Below are 23,857 nucleotides of genomic sequence, written 5' to 3'. Positions count from 1 at the left end.
GGAGGGCCGGATCACACTTCGTCGGGGCTGCGCAGGTTGGTGACCGCAATGCGCTGTTCGCGCTTGAGATCCTTCTGGGCAGGCATGTCGGCGCGATAGACGCCTTGATCGCCTACAACCCAGGACAACGGGCGACGCTCCTGGCCGATGGATTCCTGTAGCAGCATCAGGCCTTGCAGGAACGCCTCCGGACGGGGCGGGCAGCCGGGGATGTACACGTCCACGGGGAGGAACTTGTCGACCCCCTGAACGACCGAGTAGATGTCGTACATGCCGCCGGAGTTGGCGCACGACCCCATCGAGATCACCCACTTGGGTTCCAGCATCTGCTCGTACAGGCGCTGGATGACCGGAGCCATCTTGATGAAGCAGGTGCCGGCGATGACCATGAAGTCAGCCTGGCGCGGCGATGCACGGATCACTTCGGCGCCGAAACGGGCGATGTCGTGCGGCGCGGTGAACGCCGTGGTCATCTCCACGTAGCAGCAGGACAGCCCGAAGTTGTACGGCCACAGGGAGTTTTTGCGACCCCAGTTCACCGCACCGTTGAGAACATCCTCGAGCTTGCCCATGAAGATGTTCTTGTGGACCTGCCCTTCGATGAGCGGGTCTTCTACCGTTTCGCGTTCGCCGATCGGGTATTGATCATTGGGCGCATCCGGATCGATCCGGGTAAGTTTGTATTGCATCGCCAAAGCCTCATTGTTTTAGCTTCGCCTGCCGTGCGCGACGTGCCGCCGGCGCCCAATCGAGCGCGCCGATACGCCACAGGTAGACAAGACCTGCCAACAGAATTGCTATGAAAATGGTTGCCTCGATCAGACCGGCCCAACCGCTTTCACGGACGGACACGGACCAGGCGAAGAGGAAGAGGGCTTCGACGTCGAAGATCACGAAGAGCATCGCGACCAGATAGAATTTTGCGGATAGGCGCAGGCGGGCGCTGCCGGTAGGAACGATCCCCGATTCGAACGGTTCGTTCTTGCTGCGACCAAATGCCTTACTGCCAAGAAGGCTGGAAACCCCTAGCATGAAGGCGAGCAGGCCCAGCACTCCTAAAAGGAAGGCGGCGAGTCCCCAGTGTTGAGCTGCAAGTTCAGCTGGATTGGGCATGCCGATACTCCTTCCTACAAAAAGCGATTGTCTTGGGTTTCGGGCGCAACGCCCGAGTACTGCGAACCCGACAACTCAAGGATAGTGAGCTAAGGGTTCAGGTGATCTTTCCAATTTTATGCCCAAAGCCTTCAGCAAGTAAATTTTTCCAACACAAACAGATGCTTCTATTTCGGGCAAAAGCCTTTTGCATTTCCCGTAGCGCCCTGTTTGCGCGGCTCTGGATGCCTAGTGTGACGGCACTTCGGCTTTGGTCGAATAGTACTTTCGAGGTATTTATCCGCAATAAATCGGCACCCATAAATGATAAGAATTATCATTTGCGGTGTCGTATATCCGTAACTTTACTACATATAAGCGGCGCGGCTTTTATTTCGCCTGGTATGTGACTTCGAATTATCCCTCTGTGAACTCGTTGGTCGCCCCCGCATCCGGGTGGTTCAATTTCCCTTCCGAATCCACGCCCAGCGCATCTCGCAGCGCACCGGTTCGGCCCCCGATTCGTCCAGAAGGGTCACCTTCACCAGCGCCTCGCCGCGATCATCGTCCCGCATTGCGCGGCGCTGTTCCGGCGTCAGCGTGGCGATGGCGCGCAGGCCGCCGCTGGCCCGAAGCAGGTAGTCGACCTTGAGGGTCTTGATCAGCGGCAGCTTGTGATCGGGCAGGTTCATGCCGACCATGCAGCCGCTGGCGGACTCGGCCAGCAGCGCCATGGCTGCGGCATGTAAGCCGCCGATGTGATTGCGGGCGCGGCGATGGTTGGCCAGGCTCATTCTCACTTCATCATTGGAGAGCCACTGGATGCGTACGCCGGCGGTTCCGGCAAAGCGCACCTGAGAGCAGAACAGGCGACTCAGCAGCGGCTCGTGGAGGCGGCTTGGCAGGCGCTGGATGAGGTGGGCGGCGAGGGCGAGGCGGTTGCGCTTGGGTTTATTGCTCATGGGGCGTTCCGTTCATATAAAGGAAGCCCGAGGCTGGCACGTCGAAGCGGTTCTGCCCTTGGCGGGCGGGGAAGGGGTTGCTGGCGGTTCGGCCAAGCGCAATTCGGCCAGACACAAAAAGCAAGACCCCGGCCGGGGCCGGGGTCTTGCGGAGTCTCCCAGCCCCGAGGGGCTGGTTGAGCCAGTTCTTAGTGGAACTGGTTCATGGTGTTGTCTTTACCCGAGGCTTTCAGAGCGGCTTCGCCAGCGAAGTACTCTTTGTGGTTGTCGCCGATGTCCGAGCCGGCCATGTTCTGGTGCTTCACGCAGGCGATACCCTGACGCAGTTCCTGACGCTGAACGCCCTTCACGTAGGCCAGCATGCCCTGGTCGGCGAAGTAACCCTTGGCCAGGTTGTCGGTGGACAGCGCGGCGGTGTGGTAGGTCGGCAGGGTGATCAGGTGGTGGAAAATGCCGGCGTGGGCGGAACCGTCACGCTGGAAGGTACGGATCTTCTCGTCGGCAACCTGAGCCAGTTCGGTTTCGTCGTACTCGACGCTCATCAGCTTGGCGCGGTCGTAGGCGGAAACGTCCTTGCCTTCGGCGACGAATGCATCGAACACCTGCTGGCGGAAATTCAGGGTCCAGTTGAACGACGGGCTGTTGTTGTAAACCAGCTTGGCGTTCGGGATGACCTGACGGATGCGGTCAACCATGCCTTTGATCTGGCCAACGTGCGGCTTCTCGGTTTCGATCCACAGCAGGTCGGCGCCGTTCTGCAGCGAGGTGATGCAGTCCAGGACGCAGCGGTCTTCGCCGGTGCCCTTGCGGAACTGGAACAGGTTGGAAGCCAGGCGCTTGGGACGCAGCAGCTTGCCGCCGCGGTTGATCACCACGTCGCCGTTCTGCAGTTCGGCAGCGGAAACTTCTTCGCAGTCCAGGAAGGAGTTGTACTGGTCGCCCAGGTCGCCCGGCTCTTTGGTCACGGCGATCTGCTTGGTCAGGCCGGCGCCCAGGGAGTCGGTACGGGCAACGATCACGCCATCGTCAACGCCGAGCTCGAGGAACGCGTAGCGAACGGCGTTGATCTTGGCGAGGAAATCTTCGTGCGGAACGGTCACTTTGCCGTCCTGGTGGCCGCACTGCTTCTCGTCGGAAACCTGGTTCTCGATCTGGATGCAGCAGGCACCGGCTTCGATCATTTTCTTGGCCAGCAGGTAGGTCGCTTCCGGGTTGCCGAAGCCGGCGTCGATGTCGGCGATGATCGGTACTACGTGGGTTTCGTAGCCGTCGATCTGAGCCTGGATTTCGTCCTGCTTGGCCTTGTCGCCGGCAGCGCGAGCGCTGTCCAGGGCGGTGAAGAGCAGATCCAGTTCGCGAGCGTCAGCCTGGCGCAGGAAGGTGTACAGCTCTTCGATCAGGCCGGAAACGGCAGTCTTCTCGTGCATGGACTGGTCGGGCAGCGGGCCGAAGTCGGAACGCAGCGCGGCAACCATCCAGCCGGACAGGTAGAGGTAGCGCTTGTTGGTGGTCTTCAGATGCTTCTTGATCGAGATCAGCTTCTGCTGGCCGATGAAGCCGTGCCAGCAGCCCAGGGACTGGGTGTAGACGGAGTTGTCGGCGTCATACTCGGCCATGTCTTTGCGCATGATGGCCGCAGTGTACTTGGCGATGTCCAGACCAGTCTTGAAGCGGTTCTGAGCGCGCATGCGGGCAACCGACTCGGGGTTGATAGCGCTCCAGCTGTTACCGGTTTTCTCTTTCAGAGCGGCAACGGCCTTGATGTCGTTTTGATAAGCGGACATGGTCAATCCTTCAAAGTATGTGTGTGGTTGAGCACCGACTACCCACTCAAAACCCGTATCTGCACGGAATTGACTGCGGGTTGCTCGCCGCGGGATGGCGAAGGTACGACCGAAAAGAAGGAGTGACGCTGGAGGAGTGGGGGTAGAGCGGCGTACAGACGGGTGACTGCAGCGGTGACATCCAGAATCGCTTGCCGGCTCGTGGCAGCCGTTGGGCAATGGTGGACGGCTGAATCCGTCACTTCGTACTGTTGCTAAGGCTTGCTTCCCCGTCCCTCAGGACAACCTCTTGCCAGTCGCAACCTCGTCGATCCGCCTTGTGGGCTTAACAACACGGACCAGCGCGGCGGGTGGGCCACAGGCTCGGTCCGGAGGGCTTTGAGACCCTCTGGTTAGCGGGAGCGAAGCCATCATGCACTTTCAAACGAGCGTTCGTCAAACGTTTTGTAGTGTTTTTTTTGGACTACTACACGAAGGTCTAACGAGGACTGGCAAGTCACCTACGGAAGGATTAGTCGAGCACTTCGACCTTCACCCGGAGGGTACTGTCGCTGCGCCCCTGGGTGCTGTACTGGCGGGTGTAGCCGCTTTGCGTGCTCTGGTTGCTCTGGCTGACGCCGCCTACGTCGATCCACTGGCCAATGGGGCCGCTGACGGTGGTGTCCGCCGAACTGGTGTTCATCGAGCCCTGGTAATTGCCGTTGAAGCGGTCGTTGCGGGTACTCAGGGTGATGTGTACCAGGTTGCCCGTGAGGCTGGCGGTCACGTACATGCCCTGGTTGGCGTCGCGGTATTCGGTCTGGCTGTAGACCTGGCCGTAGGGGCCGATGCCGGCGTTGGTCACCGGCTGACTCTGGCCGACCTGGATGAAGGCGGGCGAACCCTCGGTGGTGCGCACCTGCTGGGTGCCGCCTCCGCGACTGTTGGTGGATCGATTGATAATGCGCACCTGGTCGCGGCCGTTGACTTCGCCGCGACCCGCCTGGATTTCCACATTGCCGGCGCTCACCGAGCCGTTTACCGAGTAGCCGCTCTGGCTGCCCTGGCTGCCATCGAGTGTATCGACGCTGATCAGCAGCTGATGCGGGCGCGTATCCAGTTGTTCGAGCACCTGCTGCAGTTCGCGGATCTTCGCCAGCTCGGCGTTCACCACTAGCTGGTTGCCGTAGGCGCTAACCCGGCCTTCATTGCCCAGGACCTGCTGCGCCACCGGCAGCACGTCTTCGGCGGTGCGGTAGTTGAGCGGGATGATCTCGGTGCGCGGCGCTGCGGTGGCGGCGAAGCTGATCGCGCAGACGAGCATCAGGGCGAGGGTGTGTTGGCTCAAATCAGGAAACTCCGCAGGTTCGGGTCGAGGACGCTGGTGTTCCAGGTCTGTTCGAATTGCGCGATCAGTTGGCGGACGCGGCCAGCGTTGTTGTAGTGCGCGTAACCGGCGTACTCGCCTGGCTCCGGGCGCAGCAGCAGGCCGCAGTCGTCAGCGAGCAGAAAGGCATGCTCCTCGCTCGGGTAGTCGGGATTGATCCGGTGGATCTGGCAGTAGCTGGACAGCCGACGGCTGAGGTTCAGCAGACGATGGCCTTCCTTCACCGCGCGGCTACTGTCGCGCACCAGAATCATCAGGCGATTGCGCGGATTGCCCAGTAGTAGCTGGGTGCAGGCTTCCTGGATGCTGCTGTGGTGATACAGCCACGGCTCCAGGTCGGGGGTATAGAGGTAGAGCGTGCGGCGCGCCTGCTGGATCAGTGCCAGCGCATGGGCGCGGGCGTCATCCGGCTTGCTGAAACGGTGCAGCTGGTCACCCTCGCCGAGGCGGAAAGGCGCAGGCTCCAAGGCTTCGGGCGGCAGCGCTTCGCTGGGCGGGTTGTGGACGGCAAAACGCCCCGGTGACTGGAACTCGATGTCCGGCAGTTCTACCGGGAGATCGTCTTGGTCCGGGGCGTTTTCCATGTCGCTCCTTTGAGTCGCTGCTCAGGCGCTCTCGCGCACCATGTCCACGTGGGGGAGGCCGGCGTCGAGGAATTCGCCGCTGGCTACCTGAAAGCCTAGCCGTTCGTAGAAGGGAATGGCGTAGACCTGGGCCGTCAGCAACTGGCGCTGCAGGCCCTGGCTTTCTGCCTGCTCGATGGCGGCGCGCATCAGCAGGTCGCCTACCTTCAGGCCGCGCCAGTCCTTGAGGACCGACACCCGGCCGATGTGCCCGTCCGGCAGGAGGCGGGCGGTGCCGATGGCGTAATCGCCTTCGAAGGCCAGGAAGTGCACGGCTTCGACATCCTCGGCGTCCCATTCGAGTTCCGGCGGGACCGATTGCTCGGCGATGAACACCGCCTCGCGAATGCGCCGCAGATCGGCATTATCCTTCTGCCAGTCCGCGACGCGAACCCTGATCTTGCTACTCATCGGCAAACTCCAGACTGCCCTGTTTGATCAGTTCTCCGATGAGCTTACGCCCATCGTCGTCGGCCAGCCATTGGCCGAGATTCCCTTCATGCAGCGACTGGGCCGAGCACACCAGCTTGAGCAGGTCGCGCAGTTTTTCCGGCAGGACCACGGTCTGGCCGCTGGCGAACAGCAGCAGGCCGACGTCCACTTCGCTCCAGGCCATGCGGGCGCTGGGGTTGCGGATCAGCACTTCGCCGTCCTTGATGGCGGTGGTCAGGTCGTCTTCCTCGATCTCCTCGCCAGCCACCAGTTCCGGGTAGCGCGGCTCGGTCATGAACTGGCCGAACCAGGTGAGCAGCAGGCGTTCATCGCTCATGTGCTCTTGCAGCAGGTTTTTCAGGCGGTCGAGGGCGTCGCGCTGGATCTGGTGCTGGTCGAAGTCACCTTTCATCGCCGCCATGCCGGCGTCGCTGTAGCGCTCTTCGTCGGAGAGGAACTGGGCGAGGAAGTCGGTGAAATGGGTCAGCACTTCGGCGGCACTGGGTGCGCGGAAGCCGACCGAGTAGGTCATGCAGTCGTCTTCGGCGATGCCGTAGTGGGCAATGCGCGGCGGCAGGTAGAGCATATCGCCGGGCTCCAGCACCCAGTCGGCGCTTTCTTCGAATTCGGCGAGGATGCGCAGGTCGGCATGGGGCAGCATCGGGCTGCTGGCGTCGCAGGTCTGGCCGACTTTCCAGCGGCGGCGGCCGTGGCCCTGCAGCAGGAACACGTCGTAGTTGTCGAAGTGCGGGCCGACGCCGCCGCCCGGTGCGGCGTAGCTGATCATCACGTCATCGATCCGCCAGCTGGGCAGGAACTTGAAGTGTTCCAGTAGTTCGGCAACTTCCGGGATGAACTGGTCGACGGCTTGCACTAGCAGGGTCCAGTCGCGCTCGGGCATCTGGCTGAAGGTGTCTTCCTGGAACGGGCCGCGGCGCAGCTCCCACGGGCTGTCGCCGTGTTCGAGGACGATGCGCGATTCGATCATCTCTTCCAGGGCAAGGCCGGCCAGCTCGTCTGGGTCCAACGGGCTCTTGAAATCGGGGATGGCCTGGCGCACCAGCAGGGGCTTTTTCTGCCAGTAATCGCGGAGGAATTCTTCGGCGCTGATGCCGCCCAATAGCTGAAGAGGAATAGCAGGATTCATCGTTAAGTCCTTGAAACAAAAACGCCCGGCACAGCCGGGCGTGCAAAGTCAGGGCGAATCTCAGATGCGCTTGGCCTGGGCGGCGGCGTTACCGATGTAATTCGCGGGGGTCAGTTGCTTCAGCTCGGCCTTGGCTTCTGCCGGCATGTCGAGGCCTTCGATGAACACCTGCAGGGCTTCGGCGCTGATGCCTTTGCCGCGGGTCAGTTCCTTGAGCTTCTCGTAGGGGTTCTCGATGCCGTAGCGACGCATGACGGTCTGTACCGGTTCGGCCAGGACTTCCCAGCAGGCGTCCAGGTCATCGGCGATGCGAGCGGTGTTCAGCTCCAGCTTGCCGATGCCTTTCAGGCTGGCTTCGTAGGCGATGACGCTGTGGGCGAAACCGACGCCGAGGTTGCGCAGCACGGTGGAGTCGGTCAGATCGCGCTGCCAGCGGGAAATCGGCAGCTTGCTGGCCAGGTGCTGGAGCAGGGCGTTGGCGATACCCAGGTTGCCTTCGGAGTTCTCGAAGTCGATCGGATTGACCTTGTGCGGCATGGTCGAGGAGCCAATCTCGCCGGCGACGGTCTTCTGCTTGAAGTAGCCCAGGGATATGTAGCCCCAGATGTCGCGATCGAAGTCGATGAGAATGGTGTTGAAGCGCGCGACGGCGTCGAACAGCTCGGCGATGTAGTCGTGCGGCTCGATTTGGGTGGTGTAGGGGTTCCAGTTCAGGCCGAGGTCGCCTTCGATGAATTCGCGGGCGTTGGCTTCCCAATCCACTTGCGGATAGGCCGAGAGATGGGCGTTGTAGTTGCCCACGGCGCCGTTGATCTTGCCGAGCAGCTCGACCGAAGCGACCTGCTTGATCTGGCGCTCCAGGCGGTAGACGACGTTGGCCAGTTCCTTGCCCAGGGTAGTCGGGGAGGCCGGCTGGCCGTGGGTGCGCGAGAGCATCGGCACGTCGGCGAACTTCACCGCGAGCTCGCGGATGGAGTCGGCGATCTGGCGCATCAGCGGCAGCAGCACGGTGTCACGGCCTTCGCGCAGCATCAGGGCGTGGGACAGGTTGTTGATGTCCTCGGAGGTGCAGGCGAAGTGGATGAACTCGCTGACCTTGGCCAGTTCCGGCAGCTTGGCGGCTTGTTCCTTGAGCAGGTATTCCACGGCCTTGACGTCGTGGTTGGTGGTGCGCTCGATGTCCTTGATGCGCTGCGCGTGCTCCAGCTGGAAGTCGTCGGTCAGCTGGTTCAGCAGGGCGTTGGCTTCGGCGGAGAAAGGCGCGACTTCAGGGACGCCGGCGTGGGCGGCGAGACGCTGGAGCCAGCGAACCTCCACCAGGACGCGGAAACGGATCAGGCCGTATTCGCTGAAAATCGGACGCAGGGCGCTGGTCTTGCTGCCGTAACGGCCGTCAACGGGGGATACCGCGGTAAGGGAGGAAAGCTGCATGGGGCGTTCTCGTAGCTGTCGGTCAACGAAAAGGGCGCACATCATACATGAATGGCGCGAACCGGTCGCCCTTGCGACGACCGGAAGGGCGTGTTTCAGCCGCGAAGCAGGGGGCGCAGTTCGTTCAGCATTTTCTTCCGGCTGAACAGCATCTGCCAGCGGTTGCCGCCGAGCTGTCGCCACAGGCGCGCGGAGCGGATGCCCGCCAACAGCAGGGCGCGGATGCGCGCGGCATTGGCGTTGATCTGCAGGTGGCGCATGTCGCCATGTACCTGGATGCGCTGGCGGAAGGTGCTCAGGGTGTCCTGGTAGAGGCCGGCGCAGGAGGCGATGACGTTCTCGTGGACCAGGCCGAAGTGCTGCACTTGCTGCTGAACCTGGTCCAGGCGGGTGCCCATGATGTCGAGCATGTCGGGACGCTTGTTGAGCTGGCGCTCCAGGCCGATCAGCGACAGTGCGTAGCGCAGCGGCTCGCGCTGCAGGCTGTTGGGGTCGCGCTCGAGGGCGCTGACCAGCGCGCGGAAGCCCTCGCGCAGGTTGGCGGTGTCGCCGCCGTAGACGTCGAGGGTGGTCTTCGGGTCGCGCACCAGCAAGCTGCCGAGCATGCAGCCCAGCGGCGCCTCGGGAATCTGTCCTGTGCGGGCGAGGCGGTCTACCAGGGAGGCGGCTTCGAAGATGCCGGAGAGGGCGATGATCTGGTCGTGCAGATCGCTCATTTACGGTCCTTAGCGAACGCGGGTTCAGCGGATTCGATGACGCCGCCACCAAGGCAGACTTCGCCGTCATAGAAGACGACGGACTGGCCGGGGGTGACGGCGCGCTGCGGCTCGTCGAAGACGGCGCGGTAACCGTTCTCGGTGCGTTCCAGCACACAGTCCTGGTCGGCCTGGCGGTAGCGCACCTTGGCGCGCAGGGGCTTGGGCTGGTCCAGGTCGATGGGGTTGACCCAATAGATGTGCGAGGCGTGCAGGGCGCGGGAGAACAGCCATGGGTGGTCGTTGCCCTGGCCGACGACCAGGACGTTGCGCACCAGGTCCTTCTCCAGTACGTACCAGGGGCTGTCGTCGGCATTCTTCAGGCCGCCGATGCCCAGGCCCTGGCGCTGGCCGATGGTGTGGTACATCAGGCCGACGTGCTTGCCGATGATGGTGCCGTCGGTGGTCTCGATGTTCCCCGGCTGGGCCGGCAGGTACTGCTTGAGGAAGTCGCTGAAACGGCGCTCACCGATGAAGCAGATGCCGGTGGAGTCCTTCTTCTTCGCAGTGGCCAGGCCGTATTTCTCGGCGATGGCGCGAACCTCGGGCTTCTCCAGTTCGCCGACCGGGAACAGGGTCTTGCCGATCTGCTCGCCACCCACGGCGTGGAGGAAGTAGCTCTGGTCCTTGTTCGGGTCCAGGCCCTTGAGCAGCTCGCTGCGGCGGTCTATGTCGCGGCGGCGCACGTAGTGCCCGGTGGCGATCAGGTCGGCGCCCAGGGCAACGGCGTAGTCGAGGAAGGCTTTGAACTTGATTTCGCGGTTGCAGAGGATGTCCGGGTTCGGTGTGCGACCGGCCTTGTATTCCTCAAGGAAGTGCTCGAAGACGTTGTCCCAGTATTCCGCGGCGAAGTTGGCGGTATGCAGCTTGATGCCGATACGGTCGCAGACAGCCTGGGCGTCTGCGAGGTCGGTCATGGCGGTGCAGTACTCGGTGCCATCGTCCTCTTCCCAGTTCTTCATGAACAAACCTTCCACCTGGTAGCCCTGTTCCTTGAGGAGGAGGGCGGAGACGGAAGAATCCACGCCGCCGGACATGCCGACGATGACGCGGGTGTTCTGGGGGGCTTTGAGTGAGTCAGACATGGCAGCGGGTCACGAACGCAGGTAAAGAGGGCGATTCTACCAGAGCCGAGCGGTAGAGGCTCGGCTGCCGATTTGGGCTTGGCTCAGTCGCGGATCAGGGCCAGCGGGAAGCGTTCGCCTTCCAGGTAGTCGTCGATGCAGCGCAACACCAGATGGCTGCGCCAGCGCTCGGGCTGTGCGGCCAATTCTTCGCGAGTCATCCAGCGGGCGCCGAGGATGCCGTCGTCGAGCTCGCGCTCGGGATGATGGCGCAAGGGGCGCGCGGCGAAACAGACGCGCTGGTAGGTCACGCCGTTGCTCGGCGCGGTGTACAGGTAGATGCCGGTGACGGCGGTCAGCTCCACGTCCCAGCCGGTTTCCTCGAGGGTTTCGCGCATGGCGGCCTCGAGCAGGGTCTCGTTGGCTTCCAGGTGGCCGGCGGGCTGGTTGAAGACCTGCTTTTTGTCAGCGGACATTTCCTCCACCAGCAGGAAGCGGCCCTGGTCTTCGACGATGGTGGCGACGGTGACGTGTGCTAGCCAGCGCATGGTCATGATCTCGTTGGGGCGAAAAGGTGCGAGTTTAACGTGGCGGGGTGCAGAAAGCAGAACCCCCGGGAAGGCCCGGGGGTTCTGGTGTCACACGAAGCGGCTTACGCCAGTGCGTCGATCGCGGCGTTGAAGGTCGCACTCGGGCGCATGACCTTGCTGGTCAGCTCCGCGTCGGAACGGTAGTAGCCACCGATTTCCGCCGGCTTGCCCTGTACACCGTTGAGTTCGGCGACGATGGCCGCTTCCTTCTCGGTCAGGGTCTTGGCCAGGTCGGCGAAGTGGGCTTTCAGCTCGGCGTCGTCGTTCTGCTCGGCCAGGGCCTGTGCCCAGTACATGGCCAGGTAGAAGTGGCTGCCGCGGTTGTCGATCTCACCGATCTTGCGCGACGGCGACTTGTTGTTGTCGAGCAGCTTGCCGGTGGCGATGTCCAGGGTCTTGCCCAGAATCTTGGCCTTGGCGTTGTCGGTCTTGATGCCTTCTTCCTCGAAGGAGACCGCCAGGGCCAGGAACTCGCCCAGTGAATCCCAGCGCAGGTAGTTCTCTTCGACCAGCTGCTGTACGTGTTTCGGAGCCGAGCCGCCGGCGCCGGTTTCGTACATGCCGCCGCCCGCCATCAGCGGAACGATGGACAGCATCTTGGCCGAGGTGCCCAGTTCCATGATCGGGAACAAGTCGGTCAGGTAGTCGCGCAGGACGTTGCCGGTCACCGAGATGGTGTCCAGGCCGCGCATCTGGCGTTCCATGCTGGTGCGGATGGCTTCGTTGTAGCCTTTGATGCTGATGTCCAGGCCGGTCAGGTCGTGGTCTTTCAGGTACAGCTCGACCTTCTTGCGCAGCTCGTTGTCGTGGGCGCGTTCCGGGTCCAGCCAGAAGATGGCCGGGGTGTTGGAGGCGCGGGCACGGGTAACGGCCAGCTTGACCCAGTCGCGGATCGGGGCGTCCTTGGTCTGGCAGGCGCGCCAGATGTCGCCGGCCTGCACTTCGTGCTGCATCAGGACCTTGCCGTCGGCATCGACAACGCGCATCACGCCGTCAGCTTCCAGTTCGAAGGTCTTGTCGTGGGAGCCGTATTCCTCGGCCTTCTGCGCCATCAGGCCGACGTTCGGTACGCTGCCCATTGTGGTCGGGTCGAATGCGCCGTTGGTTTTGCAGAAGTTGATCATTTCCTGGTAGATGCGGGCGTAGGTGCTTTCCGGCATTACCGCCTTGGTGTCTTTCTGCTTGCCGTCCTTGCCCCACATCTGACCCGAGTTGCGGATCATGGCCGGCATGGAGGCGTCGACGATCACGTCGCTGGGGATGTGCAGGTTGGTGATGCCCTTGACCGAGTCGACCATCGCCATTTCCGGACGGTGGCTGTACACCTCGTGGATGTCGTGCAGGATTTCTTCCTGCTGCGAGGCCGGCAGCGACTTGATCTTGTCGTAGACGCTGGAGATGCCGTTGTTCGGGTTCACGCCCAGCTCTTCGAACAGCTGGCCGTACTTCTCGAACACGTCCTTGTAGTAGACGGTGACGGCGTGGCCGAAGACGATCGGGTGGGAGATCTTCATCATGGTGGCCTTGACGTGCAGGGACCACATGACGCCGGTTTCCTTGCAGTCCTGCAGGGTCTTCTCGAAGAAGGCGCGCAGTTTGCTGCAGCTCATGAACATGCTGTCGAGGACTTCCCCGTCCTGCATCTTCAGGGTCTTCTTGGTTTCGACCTTGCCGTCCTTGCCGACGAACTCGATGCGGACTTCACCGGCTTTCGGAATGGTGACCGATTGCTCGCTGGAGAAGAAGTCGCCGCCACGCATGTAGTCGGCGTGGGAGCGCGAAGCCATGCTCCACTTGCCCATGCTGTGCGGGTGTTTGCGCGCGTAAGCTTTTACGGCGGCCGGGGCGCGGCGGTCGGAGTTGCCCTCACGCAGGACCGGGTTCACGGCGCTGCCCAGGACCTTGGCGTAGCGGGCGCGGGTGTCTTTCTCTTCGTCGGTCTGCGGGTCTTCGGGGAAGTCCGGAACGGCGTAGCCCAGCTTCTGCAGCTCGGCGATGGCGCCCTTGAGCTGCGGTACCGAAGCGGAGATGTTCGGCAGCTTGATGATGTTGGCTTTGGCGTCGGTGGCCAGTTGGGCCAGATAGGCCAGATCGTCTTCGATCGCCTTGTCGCCGAGCTTGTCAGCGAAGGAGGCCAGGATACGGCCCGAAAGAGAGATGTCGCGGGTCTCGACGTCGATGCCGGCGGAGGCGGCAAAGGCTTTTACGATGGGAAGAAGCGAATAGGTCGCGAGGGCGGGTGCTTCGTCGGTGAAGGTGTAGGTGATCTTCGAGCGGATGGACATCTCGTTCTAACTCTCTTCTTTGCTGGGCGCGCACAGAGTCTCGAATCGCGTTGGTACACGCTTGCGTTCAACGAAGTGGTTGACCGACCTTCGAGATTTGCCGCGGGGATATTGGGGCGCCAGTAGAGCGTTGTACGGCGGGATCCTGGTGGGGACGTGCGCCGCTGCGAGGAGAGAGTCTGGTCCCAGACTGCTCGGACCTCGATGACCATTAAGTCATGCCGGCCAGTATACCACCCTAAAGGCAGGGTGAAGCGTGTCCCTTTTTTAGACTAAGGAATGATGTAGTTCGATTACCGACTTGTGAGCTACCCTCAGTGGCTGCAAGAGGGTTTCAATCAAAAAGCGGAGTTCAGCATGGGATACCAAAAGATCCAGGTGCCGGCCGGTGACAAAATCACCGTCAACGCCGATATGTCCTTGAATGTACCGAAGAACCCGATCATCCCCTACATCGAGGGTGATGGCATTGGCGTCGATATCAGCCCGGTCATGATCAAGGTCGTCGACGCTGCCGTCGAGAAAGCCTACAAGGGCGACCGCAAGATCGCGTGGATGGAAGTCTACGCGGGCGAGAAAGCCACCCAAGTCTACGACCAGGACACCTGGCTGCCCCAGGAAACCCTGGATGCCGTTCGCGATTACGTCGTTTCGATCAAAGGCCCGCTGACCACTCCGGTGGGTGGCGGCATCCGTTCGCTGAACGTGGCCCTGCGCCAGCAACTCGACCTTTATGTCTGCCTGCGCCCGGTGCGCTGGTTCGAAGGCGTTCCCAGTCCGGTGAAGAAGCCCGGCGACGTGGACATGGTGATCTTCCGCGAGAACTCCGAAGACATCTATGCCGGCGTCGAGTGGAAGGCCGGCTCGCCCGAGGCGCAGAAGGTCATCAAGTTCCTCACCGAGGAAATGGGCGTCAAGAAGATCCGCTTCACCAACGACTGCGGCATCGGCATCAAGCCGGTCTCCCAGGAAGGCACCAAGCGCCTGGTGCGCAAGGCCCTGCAGTACGCCGTGGACAATGACCGCAGCTCGGTCACCATCGTCCACAAGGGCAACATCATGAAATTCACCGAGGGGGCGTTCAAGGACTGGGGCTACGAAGTGGCCCGCGACGAGTTCGGCGCCCAGTTGCTCGATGGCGGCCCGTGGATGCAGTTCAAGAATCCCACTACCGGCAAGAATATCGTGGTGAAGGACGTGATCGCCGACGCCATGCTGCAGCAGATCCTGCTGCGCCCGGCCGAGTACGACGTCATTGCCACTCTCAACCTGAACGGCGATTACCTGTCCGACGCCTTGGCGGCGGAGGTGGGTGGGATCGGTATCGCGCCGGGCGCCAACCTCTCTGATTCGGTGGCCATGTTCGAGGCAACCCACGGCACTGCGCCCAAGTACGCTGGTCTTGACAAGGTCAATCCGGGCTCGGTGATCCTTTCGGCCGAGATGATGCTGCGCCACATGGGTTGGCCGGAAGCGGCCGACCTGATCATCGGCGGTGTGAATGGCGCCATCGCCGCCAAGACCGTGACCTACGACTTCGAGCGACTGATGGACGGTGCCAAGCTGCTGTCGTGCTCCGAATTCGGCGACGCGATCATCGCCAAGATGTAACCGGGTGATGCTTCGCCCATGAAAAAGGCCGGCTTGTTGCCGGCCTTTTTCGTTTCGTCTGATCCGTGACGAATCAGGCTTCCGCCGTGAGGTTCTCTACCTCGCTGCTAGGGGCAGCTTGTGCGGATGGGGTGGATGCATTGGCGTTGACGGGCTGGATGTTCACCGCGTGCAACCCCTTCGGACCTTGCAGGATCTCGAAACTGACGGGTTGGCCGGCCTTGAGAGTCTTGTAGCCATCCATCTGGATTGCCGAGTAGTGAGCAAACAGGTCCTCATCTCGGCCATCAGCCAGGATGAAACCGTAGCCCTTGGCGTTGTTGAACCACTTGACCTTACCGCTGAGCATGCTGATATCCCTCTGCAAAGGACTCCATCGCTGGAGTATCATCCACTACTATTCCGCTATGCCTTTTTCCTGAAGACTGGCGTCCGGAACTCCTGATACCCTCCGGGGGTATCCTTTGGTTGTAACACCCTTTTGCCGTTAGTCAAGGCGGCGTCGTCTGGGCCTGGGAGGTGTTTCAAACTCCGGTCGGCCCACTCATTCACCCACTCGCAAAGCTTTTATTCCAGCATGCATGCAAGTAGCCAGATTCGACTAACATTCAATCAGGACCGCCCGAATCCATTGGAAGACGACGGGGCGGGGCTGGCGGTTGAAGAAGCCAAGCCTGCCCTGAAGGCACCATCGATGTATCGGGTCATCATGTTCAACGATGATTACACCCCGATGGATTTCGTGGTTGAGGTGCTCGAGCTGTACTTCAACATGAACCGCGAGCAGGCAACCAAGGTCATGTTGACTGTGCATACCCAGGGCAAGGCGCACTGCGGGACCTTTACCCGTGATGTCGCGGAAACCAAAGCCATGCAGGTCAATCAATATGCGAGGGAGAGCCAACATCCACTGTTGTGCGAAATTGAGATAGAAGGTTGATGCGGATGTTTGGGAGCGAGGTGAAGTCATGTTGAATCGAGAGCTCGAAGTCACCCTCAATCTCGCCTTCAAGGAGGCGCGGGCGAAGCGGCATGAGTTCATGACCGTTGAGCACTTGCTGTTGGCGCTTCTTGATAATGAGGCTGCCGCAACGGTTCTGAAGGCGTGCGGTGCGAATCTGGACAAACTGCGGCGAGACCTGCAGGAGTTTATTGATTCCACCACGCCGCTGATCCCCCAGCACGACGAGGATCGCGAAACCCAGCCGACCCTGGGCTTCCAGCGCGTTCTGCAGCGTGCCGTATTCCACGTGCAGAGTTCCGGCAAGCGCGAAGTCACCGGCGCTAATGTGCTGGTCGCCATCTTCAGCGAGCAGGAGAGCCAGGCGGTGTTCCTGCTCAAGCAGCAGAGCGTCGCGCGGATCGACGTGGTCAACTACATCGCCCATGGCATCTCCAAGGTGCCGGGCCATGCCGAGCATCAGGACAGCGAGCAGGAGATGCAGGACGAAGAGGGCGGCGAGTCTTCCACTTCCAGTCATCCGCTGGATGCCTATGCCAGCAACCTGAACGATTTGGCGCGCCAAGGTCGCATTGACCCGCTGGTCGGTCGTGAATCGGAAGTCGAGCGCGTCGCGCAGATCCTCGCTCGTCGCCGTAAGAACAACCCGCTGCTGGTGGGTGAGGCTGGCGTCGGCAAGACCGCCATCGCCGAAGGTCTGGCCAAGCGTATCGTCGACGGCCAGGTGCCGGACCTGCTGTCCGATAGCGTCGTCTATTCCCTGGACTTGGGCGCATTGCTGGCGGGCACCAAGTACCGCGGCGACTTCGAGAAGCGCTTCAAGGCGCTGCTCAACGAGTTGCGCAAACGTCCGCACGCTGTGCTGTTCATCGACGAAATCCACACCATCATCGGCGCCGGTGCGGCATCGGGTGGGGTGATGGATGCGTCCAACCTGCTGAAGCCGCTGCTTTCGTCCGGTGAGATTCGCTGCATTGGCTCGACCACTTTCCAGGAGTTCCGCGGCATCTTCGAGAAGGATCGCGCGCTGGCTCGTCGCTTCCAGAAGGTCGATGTCACCGAGCCGTCCGTCGAGGATACCTTCGGTATTCTGAAAGGCCTGAAGCCACGCTTCGAGCAGCACCATCACATCGAGTACAGCGATGAGGCGCTGCGTGCCGCCGCTGAACTGGCCGCCCGCTACATCAATGACCGCCACATGCCGGACAAGGCCATCGATGTGATCGACGAGGCGGGTGCCTACCAGCGACTGCAGCCGGAAGAGAAGCGCGTGAAGCGCATCGAAGTGCCGCAGGTCGAGGATATCGTCGCGAAAATTGCGAGGATTCCGCCCAAGCACGTGTCCAGCTCCGATAAAGAGCTGCTGCGTAACCTTGAGCGCGATCTCAAGCTGACCGTGTTCGGCCAGGCTGCAGCCATCGAGTCGCTGTCCACCGCGATCAAGCTGTCACGTGCCGGCCTCAAGTCGCCGGACAAGCCGGTCGGTTCCTTCCTGTTCTCCGGTCCGACCGGTGTGGGTAAGACCGAGGTGGCTCGCCAGCTGGCCAAGGCGCTGGGCGTGGAACTGGTGCGCTTCGACATGTCCGAGTACATGGAGCGGCATACCGTGTCCCGTCTGATCGGTGCGCCTCCGGGCTACGTCGGTTTCGACCAGGGCGGTCTGCTGACCGAGGCGATCACCAAGACGCCGCACTGCGTGCTGCTACTGGACGAGATCGAGAAGGCGCACCCGGAAGTCTTCAACCTGCTGCTGCAGGTGATGGACCACGGCACCCTGACCGACAACAACGGGCGCAAGGCGGACTTCCGCAACGTCATCCTGATCATGACCACCAACGCAGGCGCGGAAACCGCGGCGCGGGCCTCTATTGGCTTCACGCAGCAGGACCACTCCACCGATGCCATGGAAGTGATCAAGAAGAGCTTCACGCCGGAGTTCCGCAACCGCCTGGACACCATCATCCAGTTCGGCCGCCTGAGTCACGAGACCATCAAGAGCATCGTCGACAAGTTCCTCACCGAGCTGCAGGCGCAGCTGGAGGATAAGCACGTGCAAATCGAGGTCAGCGATTCGGCGCGTGCTTGGTTGGCGGATAAGGGGTACGACCCGCAAATGGGCGCTCGCCCGATGGCGCGGCTCATCCAGGACAAGATCAAGCGGCCGTTGGCTGAGGAGATCCTGTTCGGCGAGTTGGCTGAGCACGGCGGCGTGGCTCATGTGGACCTGAAGGATGGCGAGCTGGCCTTCGAGTTCGAGGTGATCGCAGCAGAGCCGGCCTGACGCGCTTTCGTCAGGCCAAACGAAAACGCCCGGCAATGCCGGGCGTTTTTCTGTGTGCCGGTTTCTTGCCGGCACCTACCGTCTGTCAGCGAGCGCGGTAGGTAATGCGACCCTTGGACAGGTCGTAGGGCGTCAGTTCAACGCGAACTTTGTCGCCGGTCAGGATGCGGATGTAATTCTTGCGCATCTTCCCGGAGATGTGCGCGGTAACGACGTGCCCGTTCTCCAACTCCACGCGGAACATGGTGTTGGGCAGGGTGTCGACGACAGTGCCTTCCATTTCGAAGCTGTCTTCTTTCGACATGCAGTAGAACCCTCGGTATCTATGGTTGCCTGAAGTTTCAGGGCATTAAAAAAGGCACACATTGTGCCTGAAATCGCCCCACAACGCCAATGGGTGTTTTCGCTTCAGTTCAGCGCCACCCAGCGCTGGTTCACGAAAAGCTCGATCGGGCGGTACTGGGTCTTGTAGTTCATCTTGCGGCAGTTCTTGATCCAGTAGCCGAGGTAGACGGCGTGCAGGTTCAGGCGTTCGGTCTCGGCCACCTGCCAGAGGATGGCGAATCGGCCGAGACTTCGCCGCTCCTCGTCCGGGTCGTAGAAGGTGTAGACCGCGGAGAGACCGTTGGGTAGTACGTCAGTCACTGCCACGGCCAGCAATCTGCCATGCAGGCGGAACTCGAAGAAGCAGCTGAACGGCAGGTCGCGGACCAGGAAGGTGGCGAACTGATCGCGACTGGGTGGGTACATGTCCCCGTCTGCGTGGCGCTGCTCGATGTAGCGCATGTAGAGGGCGTAGTACTCCTCGGTGAAGGCGGGGCGCTTGCGGAGCACTTCCAGGTCGGCGTTGCGCTTGATGATGCGCTTCTGCTGGCGGTTCGGTTGAAAGCCAGCGGCCGGAATGCGCGCAGGGATGCACGCGGTGCAATGCTGGCAATGTGGCCGATAGAGGTGCTCACCGCTGCGCCGGAAGCCGACCTCGGAAAGCGAGGCGTACAACTGTGCGTCCATGGGCTGGCTGGGGTCGAGGAACAGGGTGGTGGCCTGTTCCTCGGGCAGATAGCTGCATGGATGCGGTTGCGTGGCGTAAAACTTCAGGCGGGCGAGCTCGGTCATCTTCAACCCCTGCGAGGTCCCTCAGGCAAGTTTAAGACAGGCTGAGCGGGTCCGCCTGCGAAGTCCAGTCCTGCGATGGCGTTTCGTCGAGATGACGGCGCAGGTAGTTGGCAAATTCGCGGCGGGAAATAGGGCGGGCGCCGAAACTGTGCAGGTGCTGGGTCGGCATCTGGCAGTCGATCATCACGAAACCGGCGGCGTGCAGGCGTTGCACTAGGGTGACGAAGGCGACCTTGGAGGCATTGTCGGCGTGGCTGAACATGGATTCGCCGAAGAACAGGCGGCCGATGGCCAACCCGTAAAGTCCGCCGACCAGTTCGCTGCCGCGCCAAGCTTCTGCCGAGTGAGCGATACCCAGGCGGTGAAGCTCGCAATAGGCGTCCTGCATCGGCGTGGTGATCCACGTGCCGTCCGCATAATCGCGCGGGCCCGCGCAGCCGTGGATGACTTGCTCGAAGGCCCGGTCGATGGTGACCTGGTACTGCTGCTGGCGGATGACCTTGGCGAGGCTGCGGGAGACGTGCAGTTCTTCGGGAAGCAGAACGGTGCGCGGGTCGGGCGACCACCAGAGAATCGGCTGGCCGTCCTGATACCAGGGGAAGCAGCCATGGCGGTAGGCCTGGATCAGGCGCTGCGGGTTGAGGTCTCCGCCGGCCGCAAGCAGTCCGTTGGGCTCATGCAGGGCCTTATCGAGGGGCGGAAAGTCGAAATTGCTGCGGGAAAGCCACTTGATCATAGGGAGGAGGGGAGGGCGAGCCTCCCCTGGCGCCGATCAGTTGTCGTCGAGGAACTTTTCGGCGTCCAGCGCGGCCATGCAGCCGGCACCGGCGGAAGTGATCGCCTGGCGGTAAACGTGGTCGGCCACATCGCCGGCGGCGAACACGCCGTCGATGCTGGTCAGGGTCGCGTTGCCTTCGGCGCCGCCTTTGATCTTCAGGTAGCCGTCGTGCATCTCCAGCTGACCCTTGAACAGGTCGGTGTTGGGCTTGTGGCCGATGGCGATGAACACGCCGGACAGGTCCAGTTGGTGGGTTTCGCCGCTTTCAGCGTCCTTCAGGCGAACGCCGATCACGCCCGTGTTGTCGCCCAGGACTTCGTCCAGGGTGGTATTCCAGTGCAGGCGTACGTTGCCGTTCTTGGCTTTCTCGAACAGCTTGTCCTGCAGAATCTTCTCCGAGCGCAGCTTGTCGCGGCGGTGGATCAGGTGGACTTCCTTGGCGATGTTGGACAGGTACAACGCCTCTTCCACGGCGGTGTTGCCGCCTCCGACCACGCAGACGACCTGGTTGCGGTAGAAGAAACCGTCACAGGTAGCGCAGGCGGAAACGCCCTTGCCCATGAAGGCTTCTTCCGAGGACATGCCCAGGTACTGGGCCGAGGCGCCGGTGGCGATGATCAGCGCGTCGCAAGTGTAGGTGCCGCTGTCGCCCTTGAGGGTGAAGGGCTTCTGCTGCAACTCGGCGGTGTGGATGTGGTCGTAGACGATCTCGGTATCGAATCGCTTGGCGTGCTGCTCCATGCGCTGCATCAGGGCCGGACCGGTCAGACCCTCGACGTCGCCGGGCCAGTTGTCGACCTCGGTGGTGGTGGTCAGCTGGCCGCCGGGCTGGATTCCGGTGATGACAACAGGCTTGAGGTTGGCGCGCGCAGCGTACACGGCCGCGGTGTAGCCCGCGGGGCCGGAGCCCAGGATGATCAGGCGCGAATGCTTGACTTCACTCATAAAAAGACTCCATAAGCCTTTGTCACGTAAGAGAATGCATGCTCCAATTGAGCAGCCGAAAAGCGGTGTTGGGCTATGCTACACCGAACCCCGGAAAGCCGGCAAAAGCGCAATCGGACACGCCCGGGTTCGCTGGCATCGGCCGGCCAAAGCCGTACAATAGGCCCATTTCGCGGCCCAACGACTCTCGGACGCGCGTATAGCGCAGGAATAGAAGCGTTTTGAAGGACACCACAGCAAGCCATGCCGCCGCCTGGCGCCAGCAACTGCACTACCGTCTTAAGGAAGGGGCTCTGATCGCGCTCGGTGCGCTCTGCCTTTACCTTTGGATGGCGCTGCTCACCTACGATTCCTCCGATCCGGGCTGGAGCCACTCCAGCCACGTCGAGCAGGTGCAGAACGCGGCCGGACGCTTGGGCGCGCTGAGCGCGGACATCCTGTTCATGGTGTTGGGCTATTTCGCCTACCTGTTCCCGCTGCTGCTGGCGGTGAAGACCTACCAGGTCTTCCGTAAGCGCCACATGCCCTGGGAGTGGAGCGGCTGGCTGTTCTCCTGGCGTCTGATCGGCCTGGTGTTCCTGGTCCTGTCCGGCTCCGCACTGGCTTACATCCATTTCCACACCAGCGGTGCCCATATGCCGGCCACGGCTGGCGGGGCTCTGGGCGAGAGCCTGGGCCAACTGGGCATCAATGCGCTGAACGTGCAGGGCAGCACGCTGCTGTTCCTGGCGCTGTTCCTGTTCGGCATGACGGTGTTCGCCGACCTGTCCTGGTTCAAGGTGATGGACGTCACCGGCAAGATCACCCTCGATCTGTTCGAACTCATTCATAACGCCACCAACCGCTGGTGGAGCGCCCGCAGCGAGCACAAGCAGCTCGTCGCCCAGTTGCGTGAGGTCGACGAGCGTGTGGCCGAAGTCGCCGCGCCCATCGTGGCGGACCGCCGCGAGCAGGCCAAGGTCAAGGAGCGCCTGATCGAGCGCGAGGAAGCGCTGGTCAAGAGCGTGCAGGAGCGCGAGAAGCGCGTGGCGCCGAAGATCGACGTCCCGCCTCCGCCCACCAAGCCGGCCGAGCCGAGCAAGCGCGTGCTGAAAGAGAAGCAGGCGCCGCTGTTCGTCGATACTGCCGTGGAAGGCACGCTGCCGCCGCTGTCGATCCTCGACCCGGCGTCGGAAAAGAAACAGAGCTACTCGCCCGAGTCCCTGGAGGCCATGTCGCGCCTGCTGGAGATCAAACTCAAGGAGTTCGGCGTCGAGGTCATCGTCGAGTCCGTGCATCCGGGCCCGGTGATCACCCGTTTCGAAATCCAGCCGGCCGCCGGTGTGAAGGTCAGCCGCATCTCCAACCTGGCCAAGGACCTGGCGCGCTCGCTGGCCGTAATCAGCGTGCGCGTAGTGGAAGTCATCCCCGGCAAGACCACCGTCGGCATCGAGATTCCCAACGAAGACCGGCAGATGGTGCGCTTCTCCGAAGTGCTGATGACGCCGGAATACGACGAACACAAGTCCACCGTGCCGCTGGCCCTGGGCCACGACATCGGCGGCAACCCGGTCATCACCGACCTGGCAAAGATGCCGCACCTGCTGGTGGCCGGTACCACCGGTTCCGGTAAGTCGGTGGGCGTGAACGCCATGCTGCTGTCGATCCTGTTCAAGTCCACGCCGGAAGAGGCGCGGCTGATCATGATCGACCCGAAGATGCTGGAATTGTCGATCTACGAAGGCATTCCGCACCTGCTCTGCCCGGTCGTCACCGACATGAAGGAGGCTGCCAACGCGCTGCGCTGGAGCGTCGCCGAGATGGAGCGCCGCTACAAGCTGATGGCGGCCATGGGCGTGCGTAACCTCGCCGGCTTCAACCGCAAGGTGAAGGACGCGGAGGAGGCCGGCGCCCCGCTGACCGACCCGCTGTACCGCCGCGAGAGCATGGAAGACGAAGCGCCGCTGCTGCAGACCCTGCCGACCATCGTGGTGGTGGTCGACGAATTCGCCGACATGATGATGATCGTCGGCAAGAAGGTGGAAGAGCTGATCGCGCGTATCGCCCAGAAGGCGCGTGCGGCGGGAATCCACCTGATCCTGGCGACCCAGCGTCCGTCGGTGGACGTGATCACAGGCCTGATCAAGGCGAACATCCCGACCCGTATCGCTTTCCAGGTCTCCAGCAAGATCGACTCGCGCACCATCCTTGACCAGGGCGGCGCCGAGCAACTGCTGGGTCATGGCGACATGCTCTACCTGCCGCCGGGCACCGGCCTGCCGATCCGCGTCCATGGCGCCTTCGTCTCCGACGATGAGGTGCACCGCGTCGTCGAGGCGTGGAAACTACGTGGCGCGCCGAACTACATCGAGGACATCCTCGCCGGCGCCGATGAGGGCGGTGGCGGTTCGTTCGAAGGTGGCGGTGGCGGCGAAGGTGGCGAGGGCAGCGAGGACGATCCGCTCTACGACGAGGCAGTGCGCTTCGTGACCGAAAGCCGCCGGGCTTCGATCTCCGCCGTACAGCGCAAGCTGAAGATCGGCTACAACCGCGCCGCGCGGATGATCGAAGCGATGGAAATGGCCGGTGTGGTCACTCCGATGAATACCAATGGCTCGCGCGAAGTAATGGCGCCGGCCCCGATCCGTGATTGAT

The 23,857-nt window shown here is 62.1% G+C and carries 22 protein-coding genes; 4 read left to right on the top strand and 18 right to left on the bottom strand.

What is annotated here, in order from left to right; translation table 11 throughout:
- Window positions 1-11: 11 nt before the first annotated feature.
- From ACIPK7_RS07020 to ACIPK7_RS06960, 13 genes are all read right to left on the bottom strand, one after another.
- A complete protein-coding gene (locus ACIPK7_RS07020) occupies window positions 12-689 on the bottom strand; it encodes an NADH-quinone oxidoreductase subunit B family protein (RefSeq protein WP_045214755.1) in 678 nt (225 codons plus the stop codon).
- 10 nt (window positions 690-699) lie between these two features.
- Entirely contained in the window at window positions 700-1,113 is a 414-nt protein-coding gene (locus ACIPK7_RS07015) for an NADH-quinone oxidoreductase subunit A (protein WP_017517108.1), read from the bottom strand.
- Between the two features lie 440 nt (window positions 1,114-1,553).
- The gene (locus ACIPK7_RS07010; protein WP_192431096.1) at window positions 1,554-2,054 is read right to left on the bottom strand and encodes a DUF4442 domain-containing protein; all 501 of its coding nucleotides are present in this window, start codon (window positions 2,052-2,054) and stop codon (window positions 1,554-1,556) included.
- 188 nt (window positions 2,055-2,242) lie between these two features.
- Complete coding sequence (locus tag ACIPK7_RS07005) at window positions 2,243-3,838, bottom strand: isocitrate lyase (protein WP_192431097.1); 1,596 nt, start codon at window positions 3,836-3,838, stop codon at window positions 2,243-2,245.
- A 511-nt stretch (window positions 3,839-4,349) separates the two neighbouring features.
- The gene (locus ACIPK7_RS07000) at window positions 4,350-5,141 is read right to left on the bottom strand and encodes a secretin N-terminal domain-containing protein (RefSeq protein ID WP_192431474.1); all 792 of its coding nucleotides are present in this window, start codon (window positions 5,139-5,141) and stop codon (window positions 4,350-4,352) included.
- A gap of 20 nt (window positions 5,142-5,161) precedes the next feature.
- Window positions 5,162-5,788 carry a histone acetyltransferase HPA2 gene (locus ACIPK7_RS06995; protein ID WP_192431098.1) on the bottom strand — a complete coding sequence of 209 codons (627 nt, stop codon included), beginning with the start codon at window positions 5,786-5,788 and terminating at the stop codon, window positions 5,162-5,164.
- Window positions 5,789-5,809: 21 nt separating this feature from the next.
- A complete protein-coding gene (locus tag ACIPK7_RS06990) occupies window positions 5,810-6,238 on the bottom strand; it encodes a GNAT family N-acetyltransferase (RefSeq protein WP_017517103.1) in 429 nt (142 codons plus the stop codon).
- On the bottom strand, window positions 6,231-7,406 hold the full coding sequence (locus tag ACIPK7_RS06985; protein ID WP_401086796.1) for a JmjC domain-containing protein: 1,176 nt from the start codon (window positions 7,404-7,406) through the stop codon (window positions 6,231-6,233). Before ACIPK7_RS06985 ends, ACIPK7_RS06990 begins: the two co-directional genes overlap by 8 nt.
- A gap of 60 nt (window positions 7,407-7,466) precedes the next feature.
- Window positions 7,467-8,837, bottom strand: coding sequence for an adenylosuccinate lyase (gene purB, locus ACIPK7_RS06980; RefSeq protein ID WP_401086790.1), 1,371 nt, complete (start codon window positions 8,835-8,837; stop codon window positions 7,467-7,469).
- Window positions 8,838-8,932: 95 nt separating this feature from the next.
- Complete coding sequence (hflD, locus tag ACIPK7_RS06975) at window positions 8,933-9,553, bottom strand: high frequency lysogenization protein HflD (protein WP_192431101.1); 621 nt, start codon at window positions 9,551-9,553, stop codon at window positions 8,933-8,935.
- The gene (gene mnmA, locus ACIPK7_RS06970; protein WP_192431102.1) at window positions 9,550-10,677 is read right to left on the bottom strand and encodes a tRNA 2-thiouridine(34) synthase MnmA; all 1,128 of its coding nucleotides are present in this window, start codon (window positions 10,675-10,677) and stop codon (window positions 9,550-9,552) included. The genes hflD and mnmA overlap by 4 nt, the downstream gene beginning before the upstream one ends.
- 83 nt (window positions 10,678-10,760) lie before the next feature.
- Complete coding sequence (locus ACIPK7_RS06965; RefSeq protein WP_192431103.1) at window positions 10,761-11,204, bottom strand: NUDIX hydrolase; 444 nt, start codon at window positions 11,202-11,204, stop codon at window positions 10,761-10,763.
- Between the two features lie 104 nt (window positions 11,205-11,308).
- The gene (locus ACIPK7_RS06960; protein WP_192431104.1) at window positions 11,309-13,531 is read right to left on the bottom strand and encodes an NADP-dependent isocitrate dehydrogenase; all 2,223 of its coding nucleotides are present in this window, start codon (window positions 13,529-13,531) and stop codon (window positions 11,309-11,311) included.
- Between the two features lie 357 nt (window positions 13,532-13,888).
- On the opposite strand from ACIPK7_RS06960, the gene icd reads away from it, so the two are divergent.
- Window positions 13,889-15,142 carry an NADP-dependent isocitrate dehydrogenase gene (icd, locus tag ACIPK7_RS06955; protein WP_401086788.1) on the top strand — a complete coding sequence of 418 codons (1,254 nt, stop codon included), beginning with the start codon at window positions 13,889-13,891 and terminating at the stop codon, window positions 15,140-15,142.
- Window positions 15,143-15,215: 73 nt separating this feature from the next.
- On the opposite strand, the gene cspD is transcribed toward icd, so the two are convergent.
- A complete protein-coding gene (cspD, locus tag ACIPK7_RS06950; protein WP_192431106.1) occupies window positions 15,216-15,491 on the bottom strand; it encodes a cold shock domain-containing protein CspD in 276 nt (91 codons plus the stop codon).
- 228 nt (window positions 15,492-15,719) lie between these two features.
- Between cspD and clpS the strand changes: the two genes are divergently transcribed.
- A complete protein-coding gene (gene clpS, locus ACIPK7_RS06945) occupies window positions 15,720-16,082 on the top strand; it encodes an ATP-dependent Clp protease adapter ClpS (RefSeq protein ID WP_401086786.1) in 363 nt (120 codons plus the stop codon).
- Between the two features lie 28 nt (window positions 16,083-16,110).
- Window positions 16,111-18,384, top strand: coding sequence for an ATP-dependent Clp protease ATP-binding subunit ClpA (clpA, locus tag ACIPK7_RS06940; protein WP_192431107.1), 2,274 nt, complete (start codon window positions 16,111-16,113; stop codon window positions 18,382-18,384).
- 85 nt (window positions 18,385-18,469) lie between these two features.
- Here the strand turns inward: clpA and infA are convergent, their stop codons facing one another.
- From infA to trxB, 4 genes are all read right to left on the bottom strand, one after another.
- Window positions 18,470-18,688, bottom strand: coding sequence for a translation initiation factor IF-1 (infA, locus tag ACIPK7_RS06935; protein ID WP_002553999.1), 219 nt, complete (start codon window positions 18,686-18,688; stop codon window positions 18,470-18,472).
- A gap of 104 nt (window positions 18,689-18,792) precedes the next feature.
- Complete coding sequence (locus ACIPK7_RS06930; protein ID WP_401086784.1) at window positions 18,793-19,500, bottom strand: arginyltransferase; 708 nt, start codon at window positions 19,498-19,500, stop codon at window positions 18,793-18,795.
- A gap of 31 nt (window positions 19,501-19,531) precedes the next feature.
- On the bottom strand, window positions 19,532-20,236 hold the full coding sequence (aat, locus tag ACIPK7_RS06925; protein WP_401086781.1) for a leucyl/phenylalanyl-tRNA--protein transferase: 705 nt from the start codon (window positions 20,234-20,236) through the stop codon (window positions 19,532-19,534).
- Between the two features lie 36 nt (window positions 20,237-20,272).
- On the bottom strand, window positions 20,273-21,223 hold the full coding sequence (gene trxB / locus ACIPK7_RS06920; RefSeq protein ID WP_401086778.1) for a thioredoxin-disulfide reductase: 951 nt from the start codon (window positions 21,221-21,223) through the stop codon (window positions 20,273-20,275).
- A 221-nt stretch (window positions 21,224-21,444) separates the two neighbouring features.
- Between trxB and ftsK the strand changes: the two genes are divergently transcribed.
- Entirely contained in the window at window positions 21,445-23,856 is a 2,412-nt protein-coding gene (gene ftsK / locus ACIPK7_RS06915; protein WP_192431110.1) for a DNA translocase FtsK, read from the top strand.
- Window position 23,857 lies beyond the last annotated feature (1 nt).

This window comes from Pseudomonas sp. NPDC086581 (assembly GCF_044746165.1).
In the GTDB taxonomy this organism is placed as follows: domain Bacteria; phylum Pseudomonadota; class Gammaproteobacteria; order Pseudomonadales; family Pseudomonadaceae; genus Pseudomonas.
This window is presented reverse-complemented; position numbering and strand designations above follow the sequence as displayed.